Below are 15957 nucleotides of genomic sequence, written 5' to 3'. Positions count from 1 at the left end.
CGCTAGGATGCCCGTATTCCCGGCCGAAAGGCTGGAACGGAGGTTTTATCCATGGCCATTAAAGTCGGAATCAACGGTTTCGGACGCATCGGGCGCCTCGTCATGCGCGCCTCCCTCAAGAATCCCGAGGTCCAGGTCGTCGCGATCAACGACCTGACGGACGCGAAGATGAACGCGAACCTGTTCAAGTACGACTCGACGTTCGGGCCGTACCCCGGGACCGTGGAAGCCGTCGGCAACGACCTGAAGATCGACGGCCGCCTGATCAAGGTGTTCGCCGAGAAGGACCCCGCGAAGCTCCCCTGGGCCTCGGTCGGCGCCGAGATCGTCGTCGAGTCCACCGGCCTGTTCACCGACGCGGAGAAGGCCAAGGGCCACCTCGCCGGCGGCGCCAAGAAGGTCGTGATCTCCGCTCCCGCGAAGGGCGAGGACATCACCATCTGCATGGGCATCAACGACGAGCTCTTCGACCCGTCGAAGCACACGATCATCTCGAACGCGTCCTGCACGACGAACGCGCTGGCCCCGCTCGGCAAGGTCCTCGACGAGGCCTTCGGCGTCAAGAACGGCCTGATGACCACGGTCCACGCCTACACCAACGACCAGAACCTGCTCGACCAGCGCCACGGCGACATGCGCCGCGCCCGCGCCGCCGCCGTGTCCATGATCCCGTCCTCGACCGGCGCCGCCAAGGCGATCGGCCTCGTGCTCCCGAAGCTCAAGGGCAAGCTCACCGGCACCTCCCTGCGCGTCCCCGTCCAGGACGTCTCCATCGTCGACCTCACCGTGACGCTCAACAAGTCCGTGACGAAGGAGGAGGTCAACGAGGCGTTCAAGAAGGCCGCCGCCTCCGGCAAGCTCAAGGGCTTCATGCAGTACAACGAGGACCAGATCGTGTCCCGCGACGTGATGGGCAACGCGCACTCCTCGGTGTTCGACGCGACGCTGACCGACGTCATCGACGGCAACCTGGTCAAGGTGTTCGGCTGGTACGACAACGAGTGGGGATACTCCAACCGCGTCGTCGACCTCGTCGCCTACATCGCCAAGAAGTCGGCCGTCGCGGCGTAAGGACGTGAGCGGAAAGAAGCGGCACGCGACGGTCATCGGCGTCCCCCTGGATTACGGCGCCTCCAAAAAGGGCGCCTCGGGGGGGCCCGCCGCCGTCCGGCGGGCCAACCTCGTCGAGGGCCTCGAGGCCTTGGGCCTCGAGGTCACCGACGCCGGGGACCTGACCGTGCCTAAGATCGTCCCGGCCGCGAAAGGCAAGCTCAAGAACGGGGCGGCCATCCTCAAGGTCTGCCAAAGCCTCGAGAAGCAGACCTATGAGGCCGTCGCCAACGGCTCCGTTCCGATCACCTTGGGCGGCGACCATTCGCTGGCCGTCGGCTCGGTGTCGGGCGTCTCTCGCGCGTTCCGCGACAAGGGGCGCAAGGTCGGGCTGATCTGGGTGGACGCGCACGCGGACATCAACACCCCGGAGTCGTCCCCGACGGGCAACGTGCACGGCATGCCGCTGGCGCACCTTCTGGGGATGGGTCATAAGGATTTCGCGCGCATGGGCGGCTTCTCTCCGAAGATCGACCCGCGCAACGTGGTCCTCGTCGGCATCCGCGACGTGGACCGCGCCGAGGCCGTCAACATCCGCAAATCCGGCATCCGCGTCTTCTCCATGCAGGAGATCGACCGCTACGGGATGGGAGTGGTGACCGAGCAGGCCATCGACATGGCCAGCGACGGCACCGCCGGCTTCCATCTGAGCTTCGACATCGACGCCGTGGACCCGGGCAACGCGCCGGGCACCGGCACGGTCAAGCGCGGCGGCCTGACCTACCGCGAGTCCCACCTGCTGATGGAGCTGTGCGCCGACTCCGAGCGCATGGTCGGCCTCGACCTCGTCGAGGTCAACCCGCTCGAGGACACGCAGAACGCGACGGCCGTCCTCGCGAGCGAGCTCATCGCGTCCGCGATGGGCAAGAACATATACTAGGGATTTTATGACCGATAAGCCGGCTCTCAAGCTCAAGCGTCTGCAGGACATGACCGTCAAGGGCAAGCGCGTGCTCGTCCGCGTGGACTACAACGTCCCGATGAAGGGCTCCAAGATCGAGGACAACGCGCGCATCCGCGAGACCCTCCGGACCCTCGAGCACCTGCTCGCCGAGGGCGCGAAGCTCGTCCTCGTCGCCCACCTCGGCCGCCCGAAGGGGAAGGTGGAGCCCAAGTATTCCCTGAAGCCCGTCGCCGCCGAGCTGGGACGCTTATTGAAGAAGCCGGTCGCGTTCGCCGACGATTGCGTCGGCCCCGTCGCCGAGAAGGCCGTCGCGGCGCTCAAAGCCGGCGACGTCGTCCTCCTCGAGAACCTCCGCTTCCACGCCGAGGAGGAGGCCAACGATCCCGCCTTCGCGAAGGCGCTGGCCAAGAACGGGGACCTCTTCATCCAGGACGCCTTCGGCGCCCTGCACCGCGCGCACGCGTCGACGGCCGGCGTCGCGGCCCACCTTCCCGGCGCCATCGGCTACCTGGTCCAGCGCGAGCTCGAGTTCCTCGACCGCGTCATCGGCAACCCGCAGCGCCCGTTCCTCGCGATCATCGGCGGCGCCAAGGTCTCCGACAAGCTCGCCGTGCTCGACAAGCTCCTGGAGCGCGTGGACGCGCTGCTCATCGGCGGCGCCATGGCCTATACCTTCCTCGCCGCGCAGGGCATCAACATCGGCAAGTCCCTGCTCGAGAAGGACCAGATCGACGCCGCCAAGGCGATCATCGAGAAGGCCTACAACAAGAAAGTCGAGATACTGCTTCCCGCCGACCACCTCGTCGTGCGCGAGATCAAGCCCGACGCCCCCGCGGCCGCGACCCAGGCGATGGCCATCCCGCCCGACATGATCGGCGTGGACATCGGCCCGCACACGATCGAGTTCTTCACCGAGCACATCTCGAAGGCCCAGACGATCTTCTGGAACGGCCCGATGGGCATATTCGAGATGCCCGCCTTCTCCACCGGCAGCAACGCCGTCGCCAAGGCGATGTCGGAGGCGACGGCGAAGGGCACGATCACCATCGTCGGCGGCGGCGACAGCCTGTCCGTCCTGGCGAAGACCGGCTTGGCCGGCAAGATGACCCACTGCTCGACCGGGGGCGGCGCGTCGCTCGAGCTGCTCGAGGGGAAGGCTCTTCCGGGCCTGGTCGCTCTCGCGTCGTAAAATAGGTATAATCGATCTTCATGTACACCATCTTGATGACGATCCACATCATCGCCTGCCTGGGCATGATCCTGTTCGTGCTCCTGCAGACGGGTCGCGGCGCCGGCCTGTCGATGTTCGGCGGCGGGGGGGACTCGCTGATCAACACGCCCAGCGGCTCCAGCTTCATGAAGAAGCTCACCGCCGGCCTGGCCGCGACCTTCGCCTTCACCTCGCTTTTCCTGACGCTCCTCTCGGACCGGACCGGGATGTCCAGCGTGACCTCGAGCGCGGCGACCTTGCCCGCTCCGGTCGCGACGGAAGCCCCGGCGCCCGCCGCCGAGGCGAAGCCGATGGAGCTCCCGGAGGCGGCCAAGACGTCCAAGCCGTCCGCTCCGGCTCCGGTCAAGAAGTAGACGCAAACCCGCGCACGGGTGGTGGAACTGGCAGACACATACGCTTGAGGTGCGTACGCCCGAAAGGGTTTGGGGGTTCGAGTCCCCCCTCGTGCAAGATCAAAGAAATGCCGCCGGTCTCCGAAAGGAGGCCGGCGGCTTTTTTTGACGTCAGTACGCGACTTCGAACTTCTTGCGGGCGAAGTCGGCCTTCGTCATGGTGACGATGCCGCGCAAAGTGTCGCCCTTCGCGTCGAAGGAGATGTCTCCGACCATGGCGCGCAGGTGGGTCTTGCGCACGGCGTCGAGGACCAGCCTCCGGTCGGGGGAGCCCGCCTTGCGCAGGGCGTCGAGCGCGACGCGCGCGGCCTCGTAGCCGTAGTGGTCGTAGGCCCGGGGCTGGGCGCCCGCCCAGCGCTTCTGATAGCGCTCGACGAAGTCGGCGGCGCTGGGCAGGGCCTCGACGGGCACGCCCCCGACCGAGATGTAGGCGCCGTCCCCGGCCGGCCCCGCGATGTCGAAGAAGTCGCGGTTCTTGGTCGCGTCGCCCGAGAGGAACGCGCCGCGATAGCCGGCGGCCCGGGCCTGCTTGATGAGCAGTCCCGCCTCCATGTAGATCCCGCCGTAGAACACCGCGTCCGGGCGCGCCGCCGCGATCTCCTTGGCGACGGCGGAGAAATCCTTGTCCCCGAGGGAGACGGCCTCGAAGGCGGAGACCGAGCCTCCTTTGCGCTCGACGGCCGCACGGAAGGTCTCGGCCAGGCCGAGGCCATAGGGCGAGCGGTCGTGGACGAGGAAGAAGCTCTTCAAGGCGAGACGCTTGACGGCGTAGTCCGCGGCGAACTCTCCCTGCATCGCGTCCGAAGGGGGAAGGCGGAACACGACGCGCTCTCCGCCCCAGTCCGGACGGTCCTGCTGGGCCGTCAGCGCGGTCGCGGTGGCCGACGGGGTGATCATCGCCAGCGGTGCCTGCGCGTAGACGCGCGACGCCTCGATGGCGCAGCCCGACGTCAGATGGCCGACGACGGCGAACACGCGCGGGTCGTCCACGGCCCGGCGGGCGACGGAGGCGGCCTCGAAGGGGTCGGAGCGGTCGTCGGAGACCGTCACCTCGACGGCGGGAAGACCGCCCAGCGCCGTCTCGTCCTCGACGGCCATCCGCACCCCGCGCTCCACGCCCTGCCCCGAGGCGGCCATGTCCCCGGTGATCGGCACGGCGACGAGGAGGCGGACGGGTCCTCCGCCCTCGGGCGAGCAGGCGCAGGCGAGGGCCATGACGGCGGCGAGGCCGGTCCGGCGGAGCATGACCCCAGTGTACGAAAAAGTTATCATCGAGAGAGGCTCAATCCATGATCCAACTCGCCGAAGGCGCGTACTGCTGGTCCTCGTTCAACCCCGAGAAGAGGTTCAACTTCAACGGCCACCTCCTCAAGACCGCCGGGGGGACCGTCATCGTCGACCCCGTGCCGTTCTCGGACGACGACCTGGCCTATCTCGAGGCCGCGGGCCTCAAGCCCGACGCGCTCGTGATCACCAACAGGAACCACCTGCGGGAGCGCGGGGCGGTGCTCGAGCGCTGGAAGATCCCGACCGTGCTCCATGCCGCGGAGGTCGAGGAGGCGGGGATCGTCCCCGAGAAGACGGTCAAGGACGGGGACTCGATCTGCGGCCTTCTGTGCGTGCACCTTCCCGGAAAATCGCCGGGTGAGATCGCCCTCTACTGGCCCGAACGGCGGCTGTTCCTTCTCGGCGACGCGCTGATCGCGCCCCATGGAAGATTGAAGACCGTTCCCGTGGAGAAGCAGGACGATCCCGCCGCGCTCAAGCGCTCGCTCGAGCTCCTGCGGACCTACGACTTCGACCACCTGCTCGTCGGCGACGGCGACCCGCTGCTCGGCGACGCCAAGACCGCCGTCGTCGCCTTCCTGAACAAGGGCGCGTGAGACGCTTCTCCTGCCGCGTCTACGGCGTGCTGCGGGAGGGGGACAAGGTCCTCCTCGCCCGCTCGCGCTTCGGCGGCGGCACCTTCATCAACTTCCCCGGGGGAGGCATCGAGATCGAGGAGGCCCCGGGCGACGCCCTGCGCCGCGAGTTCCGCGAGGAGACCGGCCTCGAGATCCGGCCCGTGCGGACCTTGTACGCCAACCAGGAGGCGCACCTGTCCACGGCCGCCCCGATCCAGATCGTGTCCGTGTACTGGCTCGTCGAGCGGGTGTCCGGCGACCTGCGCCTGGCCGGCAACGGCGACGACGTGCTCGAGCTGTTCTGGCGCGAGGTCGGCGACCTGCCGCTTGAAGAGATGTTCCCCGCCGAGGTGGAGTTCTCCCGGCGCCTGCCCGGCCTGCTGGGTTAGCATACCGCATCGCCGCGACTATCCTTGAGGATAGCCCTCCATCTGAAGGAGCGCGGAGCGCCCCCTTGATTCCGGATCGATCCGGGGCTATCCTCCTGTCGTGAAAGGCCCGCTGCTCATCGTCCTCATATTTTGCGCGATCCGCGCCTCCGCCGGCCCGGCCGGCCCCGTCGACGCCCACGCGGCTCCCGCCACCGGCTACTCGGGCGCCTATCTCGGCATGGTGTCGCGGTCGCTGGCCGCCGACCCGTTCTTCGGCTCGCGCCTGCTCGATTCCTTCGATCTCCACCTGCGCTCCGTCGCGGCGATGACCGCCCCGAGGGCGGTGCGGGATTACCTCGAGATCGCGGTGGTCGGCGCCGGCGTGAGCTCTCCCGCGGCCCTTCGGGCCTCGCTCGGCAAGGAGCCGATGGAGCCGCAGCGCGCGTCCGCTCTCCTGCTGGCCCACGCGCTCGCCCGGCCCGAGCAGTTTCGGGAGGTGCTCGACGGCCTCGAGACGCGGAAGGCGGGTCTCGGCAAGAACACCGCCAAGCTCCTGCGCGAGGCCGACGGCCGGGGGGACCGGAGCCTCATCGCGGCCCTGCGCGCGCGCGGCGAGGTCAAGCCGACGGGCCGCGAGTCGACGTACGACCGCTTCGGCCAACTCGACAAGATGTTCGACGGCGGCGGGTCGGACGGCCGAGACACGGTGGATATCTCGGGCCCGGTGTCCGTTCCCGCGGGCTATGACGGCTACGGGCCCGACGGCCGGCCTCGCCGCTCCGGCCTCAGCCCCTCGCGCGAGTAGTTGAGAGTATCGCTCCAATCTGGTAGAATGATATCTACGGGCCTTTAGCTCAGCTGGGAGAGCGCCTGCATGGCATGCAGGAGGTCAGCGGTTCGATCCCGCTAAGGTCCACCAGTTTATTCGCGTTTCTCGACGAGAACCCGGTTCAAGCCTTCCGTTCGGCTTTGACCGGGTTTTCTGCTTTTTGAGGGGCTATGGACACTTTTTGGACACCCGCTTTTTTGACTTGCCGCAACAGCTATCGTTCGGATATCCGTCAGTTTACGCGACGGGTGAGTAGTGCCTGCCGAAATTTGACAATGGCTGGAACAAAATATAAGATGCCTGTAGTTCTTTCATATATTTTCATAGGTGGCCCGAAAGGGCCTCAAAAGAGAACTCCGTGCAAATCGGAGACGGTCCCGCCGCTGTAACTGAGGACGAACCTCAAATGTTGCCCACTGGTTGCGTTTCGCTGGGAAGGGTTGAGGGGAGGATGATTCAGGAGTCAGAATACCTGCCTATGTGAGTTGCGCGTTCTTCCTCTTACGGGAAGAATAGCTGGCCCGCGGATTCGTTAACGGGCTCCACGCGCAGAGTTAGGGACGAAGTCTAGTCGGGTGCAATCCTTAATCGCTTTGTTTTTGCGATTGAGGATTTTTTATTTTAAGCCACCTGATGACGCATATGGACGCCGGGCGATGACGCTGTTGTTGGCTCGCCACGGCGAATGCACGGCCTCCGGCACGTATTGCGGACGGACCGACGCGCCGCTGACGGCAAAGGGACGGGAGCAGGCTGCGGCGCTGGCCCACGTCATCGCTCCGTATCCCATTGCGGCCTGCTTCACCAGTTCGTTGCTGCGCGCCCGTGAGACGGCTCAGATCGCTCTCAACGGCCGGGGCGTCCCGCTGTTAGTCGACGATCGCTTGCGCGAGGTCGATTTCGGGACGTGGGAAGGCCTTACGTACGCTGAGATCGAGCGCGGCTGGCCTCAACTCATTTCCACCTGGCTCTCCGACCCATCCCGGGTCGACATTCCCGCGGGCGAGCCATTCTCATCGTTGCGCCACCGCGTGCGCGCCTTCCTAAGCGAACATGCGCAATCCGCGTCGGACGATTGCGTTCTCATCATAGCGCACGGAGGACCGCTCGCCGTGATCGGCCTGGAGCTCCTTGGACGTCCTGACAACGAGTTCTTTGATCACGTGCCGCGTTTAGGAAGCTTGCGGCCGATCGATGTGCCGCTTCGGAAGATCCTCCCATGTTGACTCTCGTTCTCGGCGGCGCGCGCAGCGGCAAGAGTCGTCATGCCCTCGCCCTGGCGCATGAACACGGCGTGTCGGTGGTCTTTGTCGCGACGTGTGTTCCTCGCGATGGGGAGATGTTCGACAAGGTCGCGAGGCACCGCCTCGAGAGGCCCTCCGGATGGATCACGATCGAGCACCCTGCTGATTTGACGCGCGCCCTCGATCCGCACGAGGGTAAGGCGGACGCCGCGCTGATCGACTGCCTTACTCTCTACCTGTCCGAGGCTCTTATTAAAGGAGAGGACCAAGACTCGATCCTGGATCGGGTCGAGCGATTTTGCCGGTACGCTCAGAGCTCCCCGTTGCCCATCATCGTCGTATCCAATGAGGTGGGGTTCGGGATCGTCCCGGAGACGCCGCTTGGAAGGGCGTTTCGCGACCTCGCGGGCAGCGCGAACCAGATAGCGGCCCGATTGGCCCAGAACGTCTGGCTCGTCGCGGCCGGCATTCCGCTTTCTCTCAAAGCTCAGTCCTCGGTAAGGAGCCTTACATGACTCTCGAAGAGATTCTCTCGCAGATAGGACCCACGGACGCCGCCGCGGCCGAAAAGGCTCAGCAGCGGCTCGATCGGCTCACGAAGCCCCAAGGCAGCCTTGGACGGCTTGAGGTACTTGCCCGATGGCTGGCGTCCGTCACCGGGACGTTCCCATTGTCCATCGAGCGCCCGGTCGTCTTCACTTTCGCGGCGGATCACGGCGTCGCGGCGGAGGGGGTGAGCGCCTATCCCCAGGAGGTCACGGCCCAGATGGTTCTGAATTTCCTCGCTGGCGGCGCCGCCATTAACGCCTTGGCGAAGCAGGCCGGAGCCGACGTCGTTGTGGCGGACTTCGGCGTGGCGGGCGATCTGAAGCCGGCGCCCGGCCTTATCGACGTGAAGATCGCCCGCGGCACGGCGAATATGGCCCAAGGCCCCGCCATGAGCCGCGAGCAGGCGCTCCGTGCCATCATCGAGGGCGCGCGAATCGCCTTGGCAGCCAAGGAGAATGGCGCGGGGCTATTCGCCCTCGGCGAGATGGGTATCGGCAACAGCACGGCTGCAAGCGCCCTCACGGCGGCTCTCACCGGGGCTTCACCGGAAGAAGTGACCGGCCGTGGCACGGGCGTGGACGCGGACGGCCTCAAGAAGAAGATCGAAGTGATCCGCCGCGCGCTGGCCTTCCGCAAGCTGAATCCCGCCGATCCGATCTCGATTCTCGCCCAGGTGGGGGGATTTGAGATCGCGGGCCTCGTCGGCGTCGTGCTGGCCGGTGCGGCGACGCGCACGCCGGTGCTCGTCGACGGCTTCATCGCCTCGGCGGCCGCTCTCGTCGCTTGCCGGATCGCGCCCGATGCCGTGCATTACCTGAGCGCTTCTCATATGTCGGTTGAGCGCGGCCATCAGCGCCTGCTGCGAGAGCTTGGGCTGACCGTCCTGTTCGACTTCGGGATGCGACTGGGCGAAGGGACCGGAGCCGCGCTCGCCATACCGATACTGCGCGCGAGCTGCGCCGTCTACAACGAGATGGCGACTTTCGATCAGGCCGGCGTCGCCGAGAAAACGACCGACAAGGAGCCTTCCCATGTATAAGCGATTCATCTGCGCGCTATTGCTCGCCTACGGGGCTGCGGCCGGTGCCGCCGCCTCGGACGATGGAGCTGAATTGGAAGAAGTGGTGGTCACGGCGTCGAAGACGCCGCTCTCCAAGAAGCGGGCCACGCAGTCGGTCCAGGTCATCACGTCCGAGGAAATCTCGCGCCAGCAGGTCACCGAGGTTCACGAGCTTCTGCGGGACGTGGCGGGACTGAGCGTGACCCAAACGGGCAGCCGGGGCGGTACGGTCTCGATCTTCTCCCGCGGCGGCAGCGCCAACCATAACCTGGTGCTTATCGATGGCGTGAGGGTCAATCGCTCGGGCGGGACTTTCGACTTTGCCGACCTCTCGCTGGCGAACATTGAGAGAATCGAGGTCGTTCGGGGCGCTGCTAGTGCCCTATATGGATCGGACGCCATCGGGTCGGTCATCCATATCATCACGAAAAAGGGCCGCGGCGCACCGCGCGTGGACGTCAGCGTCGCCGGAGGCAGCTACCGCACCTTCGAGGAGAAGCTCTCGCTCTCGGCTGGCGCCGGCGATAACGGCGGATATTCCATCGGCGTGTCCAAGGTGGATTCAAAGGGATTCCTCCCCATCAACAACGGCTACAACTCCCTGGGCCTGTCCGGTTCCCTGCAACAGAAGCTCTACGACAAGCTCGACCTGTCCCTGACGGGCAATTACAGCGACGGAGAGTTCAAATTCCCCACGGAATTGGCCGGCGACCGCCTGCAGGCCGCGCTCGACCCGAGACAGTTCCGACGGACGAAGCGAACGACGATCGGCGCCGACCTGACTTTGCCCGTCCACGAGGCCTGGACCCATCGCCTCCAGCTCGGCGTCAACCAGGAGCACCGCTTCCAGAAGGACCCCAGAGACCCCGGCGTCGATACGACGGATCTTCAAATCCAGACGCTGGAGGGGCGCCGGTCCGTCGACTATTCCTGGAATGTGCGACTGCCCGAGTTCGCCTCCATCCGTTCTGAAATGATCGCAGGCATCGCCTGGGAACGGGAGACGCTGGAGGAGACTCGGCGCAATATCTCCGCGGCGAACGTGACGACGGCGCAAGCCACCGACATCGGGCGAGAGAACCACGCTTATTATCTCCAGACGCAGCTCAACTGGAAAGACGCGGCCTTTCTGACACCGGGCGTTCGTTTCGAGGACAACCAGACGTTCGGACGAGCGACGATCCCCCGCCTATCGGGAGGCGTCTTCGTGGCCAAGACAGGCACCAAGGTGCGCGGGAGCTGGGCCAAGGGTATCACCGAACCGAGTTTTTTTCAGACGTTCGGCGGCGGCACCACCGTCGGCAATCCTGACCTCCGGCCCGAGCGCGTGGAGACCTGGGAGGCGGGGCTTGATCAATACCTCTTGGACAACGCGGTGGAGCTTAACGCCACGTACTTTTCCAATCAGTACACGGACCTCATCGCGCGCGTCGCTCCGATGAACGTCAACATCCAGTCGGCGGAATCGGCGGGCTTTGAGACGACCGTCCGAGGACGCCTCAAGTGGCCGCAGGAGCTGGTGACCACCTTATCACTATCGCACACCTACCTCGAGACCAAGGCCCTGGCCGATGGCGGCGTGGGCGGCACGAGCTTTCCTCCCGGTCAGCAGCTCCTGCGCCGACCGAAGCACCGCGGCGCAGTAACGCTCGATGTGGCGGGAAAGAGATTCAGCGTCAACGCCAACGCCACGCTCCAGGGCCGTTCGCTCGACCAGGACTGGTCCCTCGGCGTCAACAACCCGCGACGTGTCTCGCTCCCGGGCTATGTCAAGACCGACTTGACGGCGACGGCGATCGTCTACTCCGGCCGTCCTGAAGTCCGGCTCTTCGCGCGCGCTGAGAACCTCTTCGACCGGCGCTACGAGGAGGCCTTCGGATTCTCAACGCCCGGTTTCCGGCTTCTCGCGGGCACTGCTGTGAGGTTCTAGGGTGAGAACGGCGCTTATCGTTTTGCTCGCGACTTCGACGGTTTCGGGGTTCGCCGGGACGATTCCCGCCTCCGGCTTCCCGCGCACGATCCAGAGCGGAACGGACCCAGCGATCACGCTTGCCGCTCCTCCGCGCAGGATCGTCTCCGTGGTCCTGGCTGTCGACCATATCCTCTCGGCTCTCGTGGACAAGAGTCGTATCCAAGCCGTCACACAGCTCGCCGAGGACCCCTATAGCTCTCACATTGTCGAATGGGCGAAAATCATTCCGCACAAATTGACGGTGAATGCCGAGCAGATAATCGCCTGCGCCCCCGACTTAGTTTTCGTGGCGCGCTATACCCATGCCGAGACCGTCAAGCTCCTGCAGGACGCGGGGTTGCCCATTCTGAGGCTGGAGAACTATAGCTCGATCCGAGATATCCAAGCCAATATCATCCGAGTGGGCGAGGCTGTGGGTGCCGAAGAGAAGGCCCAAAAGCTCGTGGGCCACATGGACGAACGCCTGGCCTTAGTCGAAAAAAAGATCGCGAAGGCGGCTTCCCGCCCCAAAGTCATCCACTACATCCCCAAAGGGTTCACGTCCGGCACGGGCACCACGCTCGATGAGGTCATCGTCCGCGCGGGCGGGATCAATGTCGCGGCCGAGGCGGGACAGACGGGGTTCCGGAAGATCTCCATGGAGAGTTTGATCGCGCTGGACCCAGAGGTCATACTCATCAGCGTCTATAAGCCCGGAAAAATAGATTTGGCGGCGCAACTCTACGCCGATCCGGCGCTGCGGACCATCCGCGCGATACGCGATCACCGCGTCTATTCACTGCCGGGACGAGACATCGGCGCCGTCGACCAATTCATCGTTGACGGAGTCGAGGAGACCGCTCGTGTTCTGCACCCTGAGCTGTTCCCAACGCCATGAAGCCGCCCAAGAGACTCCGCTACGTCTTCGTCGGACTCGGGCTGCTCATCGTCCTCGCTGTCGTTGCGGGCACTGCCTTTGGCAGCGTCGACATTCCGCTAAGGAAGACCGTAATGATCCTTCTGAGCCGTTTATCGTCTTTCTTGGGGGCCGCGAATTGGACAAGAATTCAGGAAATCATCCTCATCGAAGTCCGCCTCCCTCGTGTCCTTTTGGCTTGCACGGTCGGCGGCGGCTTGGCTTTGGCGGGAGCGATCATGCAGGGGATTTTCCGCAACCCAATGGCCGACCCCGGCATCATCGGAGCGACGGGCGGCGGGGCCTTGGGCGCCGTCATCGCTTTATATATGGGCTGGGCCGCGGATCGGATTTATACGTTGCCGGCGGCCGCCTTTTTGGGCGCGTGGACTTGCTCGTTGTTGGTTTATCTGTTGTCCACGGAGCGTGGGAAAACCTCCATGACGATGCTGCTGCTGTCGGGCATCGCTGTCGGCGGCATGGCTTCCTCGCTCACCTCTCTCGTATTGTCCTTGTCGCTCAAGAACGCCGAACTTGGGCGACAGATCGTGTTCTGGCTCCTTGGAGGGCTGGATTTCAAGGGCTGGACTCATGTCCGAATCGCTGCGGTCGTCATCCTTCCCGCGTCGCTAGTGGCCATCGCCTTCTCGCGCGATCTCAACGCAATGCTTCTCGGCGAAGAAGGCGCGCAGAACGTCGGCGTCGATGTCCGCAACGCCAAGCGCTGGCTGCTGGCCCTCGCTTCGCTGATCACCGGAGCGGCGGTCGCCGTGAGCGGAGGCGTGGCTTTCGTGGGATTGATCGTGCCCCATCTGGTGCGCCTGGTTTTGGGGCCGGACCATCGCAGCCTTCTTCCGGCGAGCTTTTTGGCTGGTGCGTCCTTTCTGACCGCGGCGGACCTCCTCTGTAGGATGGCCATTCCTCCCGAGGAATTGAGGTTGGGCGTCGTCACCGCCATGGTCGGCGGACCGTTTTTTCTTTATCTACTGCTCAAAAAGAGAGGAGAGATTGGGTGCTGATGAAAGCGGATAGACTTTCCCTCGAGAACGTCAGTTACGAGATCTGCGGCCAGCATCTTCTGCAGGACATCTGCCTGGAGATACCGCCCGCGGGCGTGACCGGTCTTATCGGCCCGAATGGAGCCGGCAAAAGCACACTGCTGAGGGTCCTTTCGGGGATGATCCACCCCGCCTTCGGCAGAGTCCGCCTTGGAGCCCGGGATTTGGCCGATTTCTCAAAGAGAGAGCTAGCGCGACTGATCGCCTTCGTTCCTCAAAACGTGCTGGCTGATTTTGCCTTCCCGGCGCAAGAAGTCGTGATGATGGGACGCTACCCTTTCCGCGGCCGCTTCGAACCGATCCAACCGGAAGACCACCAGGCCGTGCGGCAGGCCATGGAACGGACGGATACTTGGCATCTGGCGAAACGCTCGGTCACCGCGATGTCCGGAGGAGAGCGCCAAGGCGTGCACCTCGCCCGAGCTGTCGCCCAGCAGCCGGATTTCCTGCTTCTGGATGAACCCACGGCGCATCTCGATATCCGCCATGAGATGGCCCTTCTCGATATGGTGCGGGGCCTGGGGCAAACGCGGGGCGTGGCGATCGTGCTGCACGACCTGAATTTGGCCGCGCGGAACTGCGACCGCTTGGCGTTGCTGTCTCGAGGCCGCATCGTCGCCGTCGGCCGGCCGGAAGAGGTCCTCACTCCGGAGACGGTTCAGGAGGTCTTCGGCGTCAAGTCTGTCGGGCAGTGGCACGACATACTTGGCGCATGGCAACTGGCGTTCCTTCATAATACGGCCGAAGTCCCGGCGGGGCGGGGCACATGACAGCGTCGGAGCAGGCCGCGCTTGAGGTCCCGATCACGGCCGAGACACTCCTCTTAGCCTTCGTCGTCAAGTGGAAGGGACGTTGGACGCCCAAGGAGGTTCCGAGTCGGCGCCGCTGGCTCGAGAAGAACGGCTTCTTCCTTTCCGACGCCGAGTTCGAGGCGGCGCTCGAGCGTGCACGGGTACGCTTTTACGACCGGGCCGCCGAGCTCTTCGTCTGCCGCAGCGGCCCCTGCCGCGAGCGCTCCGATTTCGGGCCGGCCCATCCGGCCTTCTCCGTCGGCGCCGGCGGGTGCGCCGTCACCGCCACCGAATGCCACGGGCTCTGCGAAAGCGCGCCGGCCGCGACCCTGCGAGTCGGCAATCGGTGTCGGGTCTATAGCGAAATCAAGGACGCAGCTGGCTGGGACGCAACTCTTGATTATGCGCGGCGGGCCGCGACAGCGGGGACGTTGCCTTGATCATCGCGATCGGCGCAGGGCCGGGCGACATCGGATACTTGACGCGGCGCGCGGCGGCGTTGATCGAAGATGCCGATGTCATCGCCGGGTTCGAAACGGTGGTCAACATCGTGCGCGGTCTGATCCCGGCTGCGGCGGAGGTCGTCACGATGGGCTACCGAGATCAAGACGCCCAGTTGGCGCGGGTGGCAGCGGCACACCATGCCGGCAAACGCTGCGTCGTGGTGTTCATGGGCGACGTCCACTTCAGCGGCTTCCAATACCTGGAACGGGTCGAGCGCGCCTGCGGTCACGAGGTTGAGACGCTGCCCGGAATATCCTCCGCCCAGGTCCTCGCCTCGCGCGCCAGGGTGTGTTTCGACGAGACTACCTTCATCACCTTTCACCGCCGCGGCGATCTCGCCCCTTTCAAGCGTCATCTGGTGAGCGTGCTCGACGACGAGCGTAATGCCATCGTCATTCCCTGCCCGTGGGATGCGGCGCGCTCCTTCATGCCGCGGCACATTGCGGCCTACCTGCTGGAACGGGGCGTCTCGCCCTGGCACCCGACCGAGGTGTGGGAGAGCTTGACCCGCGACGAGGCGCGCTGGAGCGGCACGCTCGCCGAGTGTGTCGGCCGCGAATGTTCCCATATGAGCATCATGCTGATCCGCAGACAGGAGGAACGACTAATGTCAGATCAAATCGCGGCAAGGACGCGGGAAGCCCCTGACGTCAAGACGGAAGAGGCCCTCGACGGCACGAAGACCGAGTATGAGTATATGGACTGCGGTCAGCAAGCCCAGGAAAGCCTGTTCAAGGAGCTGTTCGAGATTCACTGGAACCACCTGCGGTTCGGGCCCTGCCTCCCCGGCGCCGTCTTCGAGCTCGTCTTGACCGAGAAGCCGCGGGTCAGCTTCCTCGACGGATATCTCACCGTGGACGCGGGCCCTTGGCACTTCCATCTGTGCGTAGGAGAGTACAAGGGGAAGACCGCCCATCATCCTGAATCCAAGGAGAATCTCACGGAGATCGCCCGCCAAAGACGGGTGACTAAGGCCGCCTTCTTCAAGACCACGGACACTGCCGGCTCACCGCAGAGCTGGGGCCTGCGCTTCTGGAACGGCCGAGGTGAGCAGATGATCACCGTATTCCTTCCCAACCCGTTCCGGGGCGACGATCTACGCAAGCTCAAGGAACCGGACTGGTCGCGTTTGGACCTCTGGAA

At 64.9% G+C, this 15957-nt stretch carries 16 protein-coding genes, 2 tRNA genes, 1 pseudogene and 1 riboswitch; of the genes and pseudogenes, 18 read left to right on the top strand and 1 reads right to left on the bottom strand.

Annotation, left to right across the window (positions count from 1 at the left end):
- Positions 1 to 51 precede the first annotated feature (51 nt).
- From gap to HYV14_00885, 5 genes are all read left to right on the top strand, one after another.
- The gene (gap, locus tag HYV14_00905) at positions 52 to 1071 is read left to right on the top strand and encodes a type I glyceraldehyde-3-phosphate dehydrogenase (GenBank protein ID MBI2384548.1); all 1020 of its coding nucleotides are present in this window, start codon (positions 52 to 54) and stop codon (positions 1069 to 1071) included.
- 4 nt (positions 1072 to 1075) lie between these two features.
- Entirely contained in the window at positions 1076 to 1990 is a 915-nt protein-coding gene (gene rocF, locus HYV14_00900; GenBank protein ID MBI2384547.1) for an arginase, read from the top strand.
- 7 nt (positions 1991 to 1997) lie between these two features.
- Entirely contained in the window at positions 1998 to 3203 is a 1206-nt protein-coding gene (locus HYV14_00895) for a phosphoglycerate kinase (protein ID MBI2384546.1), read from the top strand.
- A gap of 20 nt (positions 3204 to 3223) precedes the next feature.
- Positions 3224 to 3598, top strand: a complete 375-nt coding sequence (gene secG, locus HYV14_00890; protein MBI2384545.1) for a preprotein translocase subunit SecG — start codon at positions 3224 to 3226, stop codon at positions 3596 to 3598.
- 12 nt (positions 3599 to 3610) lie between these two features.
- A tRNA-Leu gene (locus HYV14_00885) sits at positions 3611 to 3694 on the top strand.
- A gap of 54 nt (positions 3695 to 3748) precedes the next feature.
- On the opposite strand, the gene HYV14_00880 is transcribed toward HYV14_00885, so the two are convergent.
- The gene (locus HYV14_00880; GenBank protein MBI2384544.1) at positions 3749 to 4882 is read right to left on the bottom strand and encodes a branched-chain amino acid ABC transporter substrate-binding protein; all 1134 of its coding nucleotides are present in this window, start codon (positions 4880 to 4882) and stop codon (positions 3749 to 3751) included.
- Between the two features lie 44 nt (positions 4883 to 4926).
- Here HYV14_00880 and HYV14_00875 point away from each other — a divergent pair, with 44 nt between their 5' ends.
- From HYV14_00875 to HYV14_00815, 13 genes and pseudogenes are all read left to right on the top strand, one after another.
- A complete protein-coding gene (locus HYV14_00875; GenBank protein MBI2384543.1) occupies positions 4927 to 5520 on the top strand; it encodes a hypothetical protein in 594 nt (197 codons plus the stop codon).
- A complete protein-coding gene (locus tag HYV14_00870; protein MBI2384542.1) occupies positions 5517 to 5930 on the top strand; it encodes an NUDIX hydrolase in 414 nt (137 codons plus the stop codon). The genes HYV14_00875 and HYV14_00870 overlap by 4 nt, the downstream gene beginning before the upstream one ends.
- Before the next feature lie 100 nt (positions 5931 to 6030).
- The gene (locus tag HYV14_00865; GenBank protein MBI2384541.1) at positions 6031 to 6717 is read left to right on the top strand and encodes a hypothetical protein; all 687 of its coding nucleotides are present in this window, start codon (positions 6031 to 6033) and stop codon (positions 6715 to 6717) included.
- A gap of 38 nt (positions 6718 to 6755) precedes the next feature.
- Positions 6756 to 6831, top strand: a tRNA-Ala gene (locus tag HYV14_00860).
- A 218-nt stretch (positions 6832 to 7049) separates the two neighbouring features.
- Positions 7050 to 7236, top strand: a riboswitch (cobalamin riboswitch).
- A 161-nt stretch (positions 7237 to 7397) separates the two neighbouring features.
- Positions 7398 to 7967 carry a histidine phosphatase family protein gene (locus HYV14_00855; GenBank protein MBI2384540.1) on the top strand — a complete coding sequence of 190 codons (570 nt, stop codon included), beginning with the start codon at positions 7398 to 7400 and terminating at the stop codon, positions 7965 to 7967.
- Positions 7961 to 8500, top strand: a complete 540-nt coding sequence (gene cobU, locus HYV14_00850; protein ID MBI2384539.1) for a bifunctional adenosylcobinamide kinase/adenosylcobinamide-phosphate guanylyltransferase — start codon at positions 7961 to 7963, stop codon at positions 8498 to 8500. The genes HYV14_00855 and cobU overlap by 7 nt, the downstream gene beginning before the upstream one ends.
- Complete coding sequence (cobT, locus tag HYV14_00845; protein ID MBI2384538.1) at positions 8497 to 9573, top strand: nicotinate-nucleotide--dimethylbenzimidazole phosphoribosyltransferase; 1077 nt, start codon at positions 8497 to 8499, stop codon at positions 9571 to 9573. The genes cobU and cobT overlap by 4 nt, the downstream gene beginning before the upstream one ends.
- Entirely contained in the window at positions 9566 to 11524 is a 1959-nt protein-coding gene (locus HYV14_00840) for a TonB-dependent receptor (protein MBI2384537.1), read from the top strand. Before cobT ends, HYV14_00840 begins: the two co-directional genes overlap by 8 nt.
- Position 11525: 1 nt before the next feature.
- Positions 11526 to 12443: an ABC transporter substrate-binding protein gene (locus HYV14_00835; protein MBI2384536.1), complete on the top strand. Its 918-nt coding sequence runs from the start codon at positions 11526 to 11528 to the stop codon at positions 12441 to 12443.
- Entirely contained in the window at positions 12440 to 13480 is a 1041-nt protein-coding gene (locus tag HYV14_00830; protein ID MBI2384535.1) for an iron chelate uptake ABC transporter family permease subunit, read from the top strand. Before HYV14_00835 ends, HYV14_00830 begins: the two co-directional genes overlap by 4 nt.
- Complete coding sequence (locus HYV14_00825) at positions 13480 to 14289, top strand: ABC transporter ATP-binding protein (protein ID MBI2384534.1); 810 nt, start codon at positions 13480 to 13482, stop codon at positions 14287 to 14289. The genes HYV14_00830 and HYV14_00825 overlap by 1 nt, the downstream gene beginning before the upstream one ends.
- The gene (locus HYV14_00820; protein MBI2384533.1) at positions 14286 to 14750 is read left to right on the top strand and encodes a hypothetical protein; all 465 of its coding nucleotides are present in this window, start codon (positions 14286 to 14288) and stop codon (positions 14748 to 14750) included. The genes HYV14_00825 and HYV14_00820 overlap by 4 nt, the downstream gene beginning before the upstream one ends.
- Positions 14747 to 15409 (top strand): annotated as a pseudogene (locus HYV14_00815) (cobalt-precorrin-7 (C(5))-methyltransferase). Before HYV14_00820 ends, HYV14_00815 begins: the two are co-directional and overlap by 4 nt.
- The last annotated feature ends 548 nt before the right edge of the window (positions 15410 to 15957 follow it).

The organism is Elusimicrobiota bacterium (genome assembly GCA_016182905.1).
Taxonomy (GTDB): Bacteria; Elusimicrobiota; Elusimicrobia; order UBA1565; family UBA9628; genus GWA2-66-18.
This window is presented reverse-complemented; position numbering and strand designations above follow the sequence as displayed.

Bases quoted from the DNA above. Each gene is read 5' to 3' on its own strand.
- gap (MBI2384548.1), top strand. From the start codon at position 52: ATGGCCATTAAAGTCGGAATCAACGGTTTCGGACGCATCGGGCGCCTC.
- HYV14_00895 (MBI2384546.1), top strand. From the start codon at position 1,998: ATGACCGATAAGCCGGCTCTCAAGCTCAAGCGTCTGCAGGACATGACC.
- secG (MBI2384545.1), top strand. From the start codon at position 3,224: ATGTACACCATCTTGATGACGATCCACATCATCGCCTGCCTGGGCATG.
- HYV14_00880 (MBI2384544.1), bottom strand. From the start codon at position 4,882: ATGCTCCGCCGGACCGGCCTCGCCGCCGTCATGGCCCTCGCCTGCGCC.
- HYV14_00875 (MBI2384543.1), top strand. From the start codon at position 4,927: ATGATCCAACTCGCCGAAGGCGCGTACTGCTGGTCCTCGTTCAACCCC.
- HYV14_00855 (MBI2384540.1), top strand. From the start codon at position 7,398: ATGACGCTGTTGTTGGCTCGCCACGGCGAATGCACGGCCTCCGGCACG.
- cobU (MBI2384539.1), top strand. From the start codon at position 7,961: ATGTTGACTCTCGTTCTCGGCGGCGCGCGCAGCGGCAAGAGTCGTCAT.
- cobT (MBI2384538.1), top strand. From the start codon at position 8,497: ATGACTCTCGAAGAGATTCTCTCGCAGATAGGACCCACGGACGCCGCC.
- HYV14_00840 (MBI2384537.1), top strand. From the start codon at position 9,566: ATGTATAAGCGATTCATCTGCGCGCTATTGCTCGCCTACGGGGCTGCG.
- HYV14_00830 (MBI2384535.1), top strand. From the start codon at position 12,440: ATGAAGCCGCCCAAGAGACTCCGCTACGTCTTCGTCGGACTCGGGCTG.
- HYV14_00825 (MBI2384534.1), top strand. From the start codon at position 13,480: ATGAAAGCGGATAGACTTTCCCTCGAGAACGTCAGTTACGAGATCTGC.
- HYV14_00820 (MBI2384533.1), top strand. From the start codon at position 14,286: ATGACAGCGTCGGAGCAGGCCGCGCTTGAGGTCCCGATCACGGCCGAG.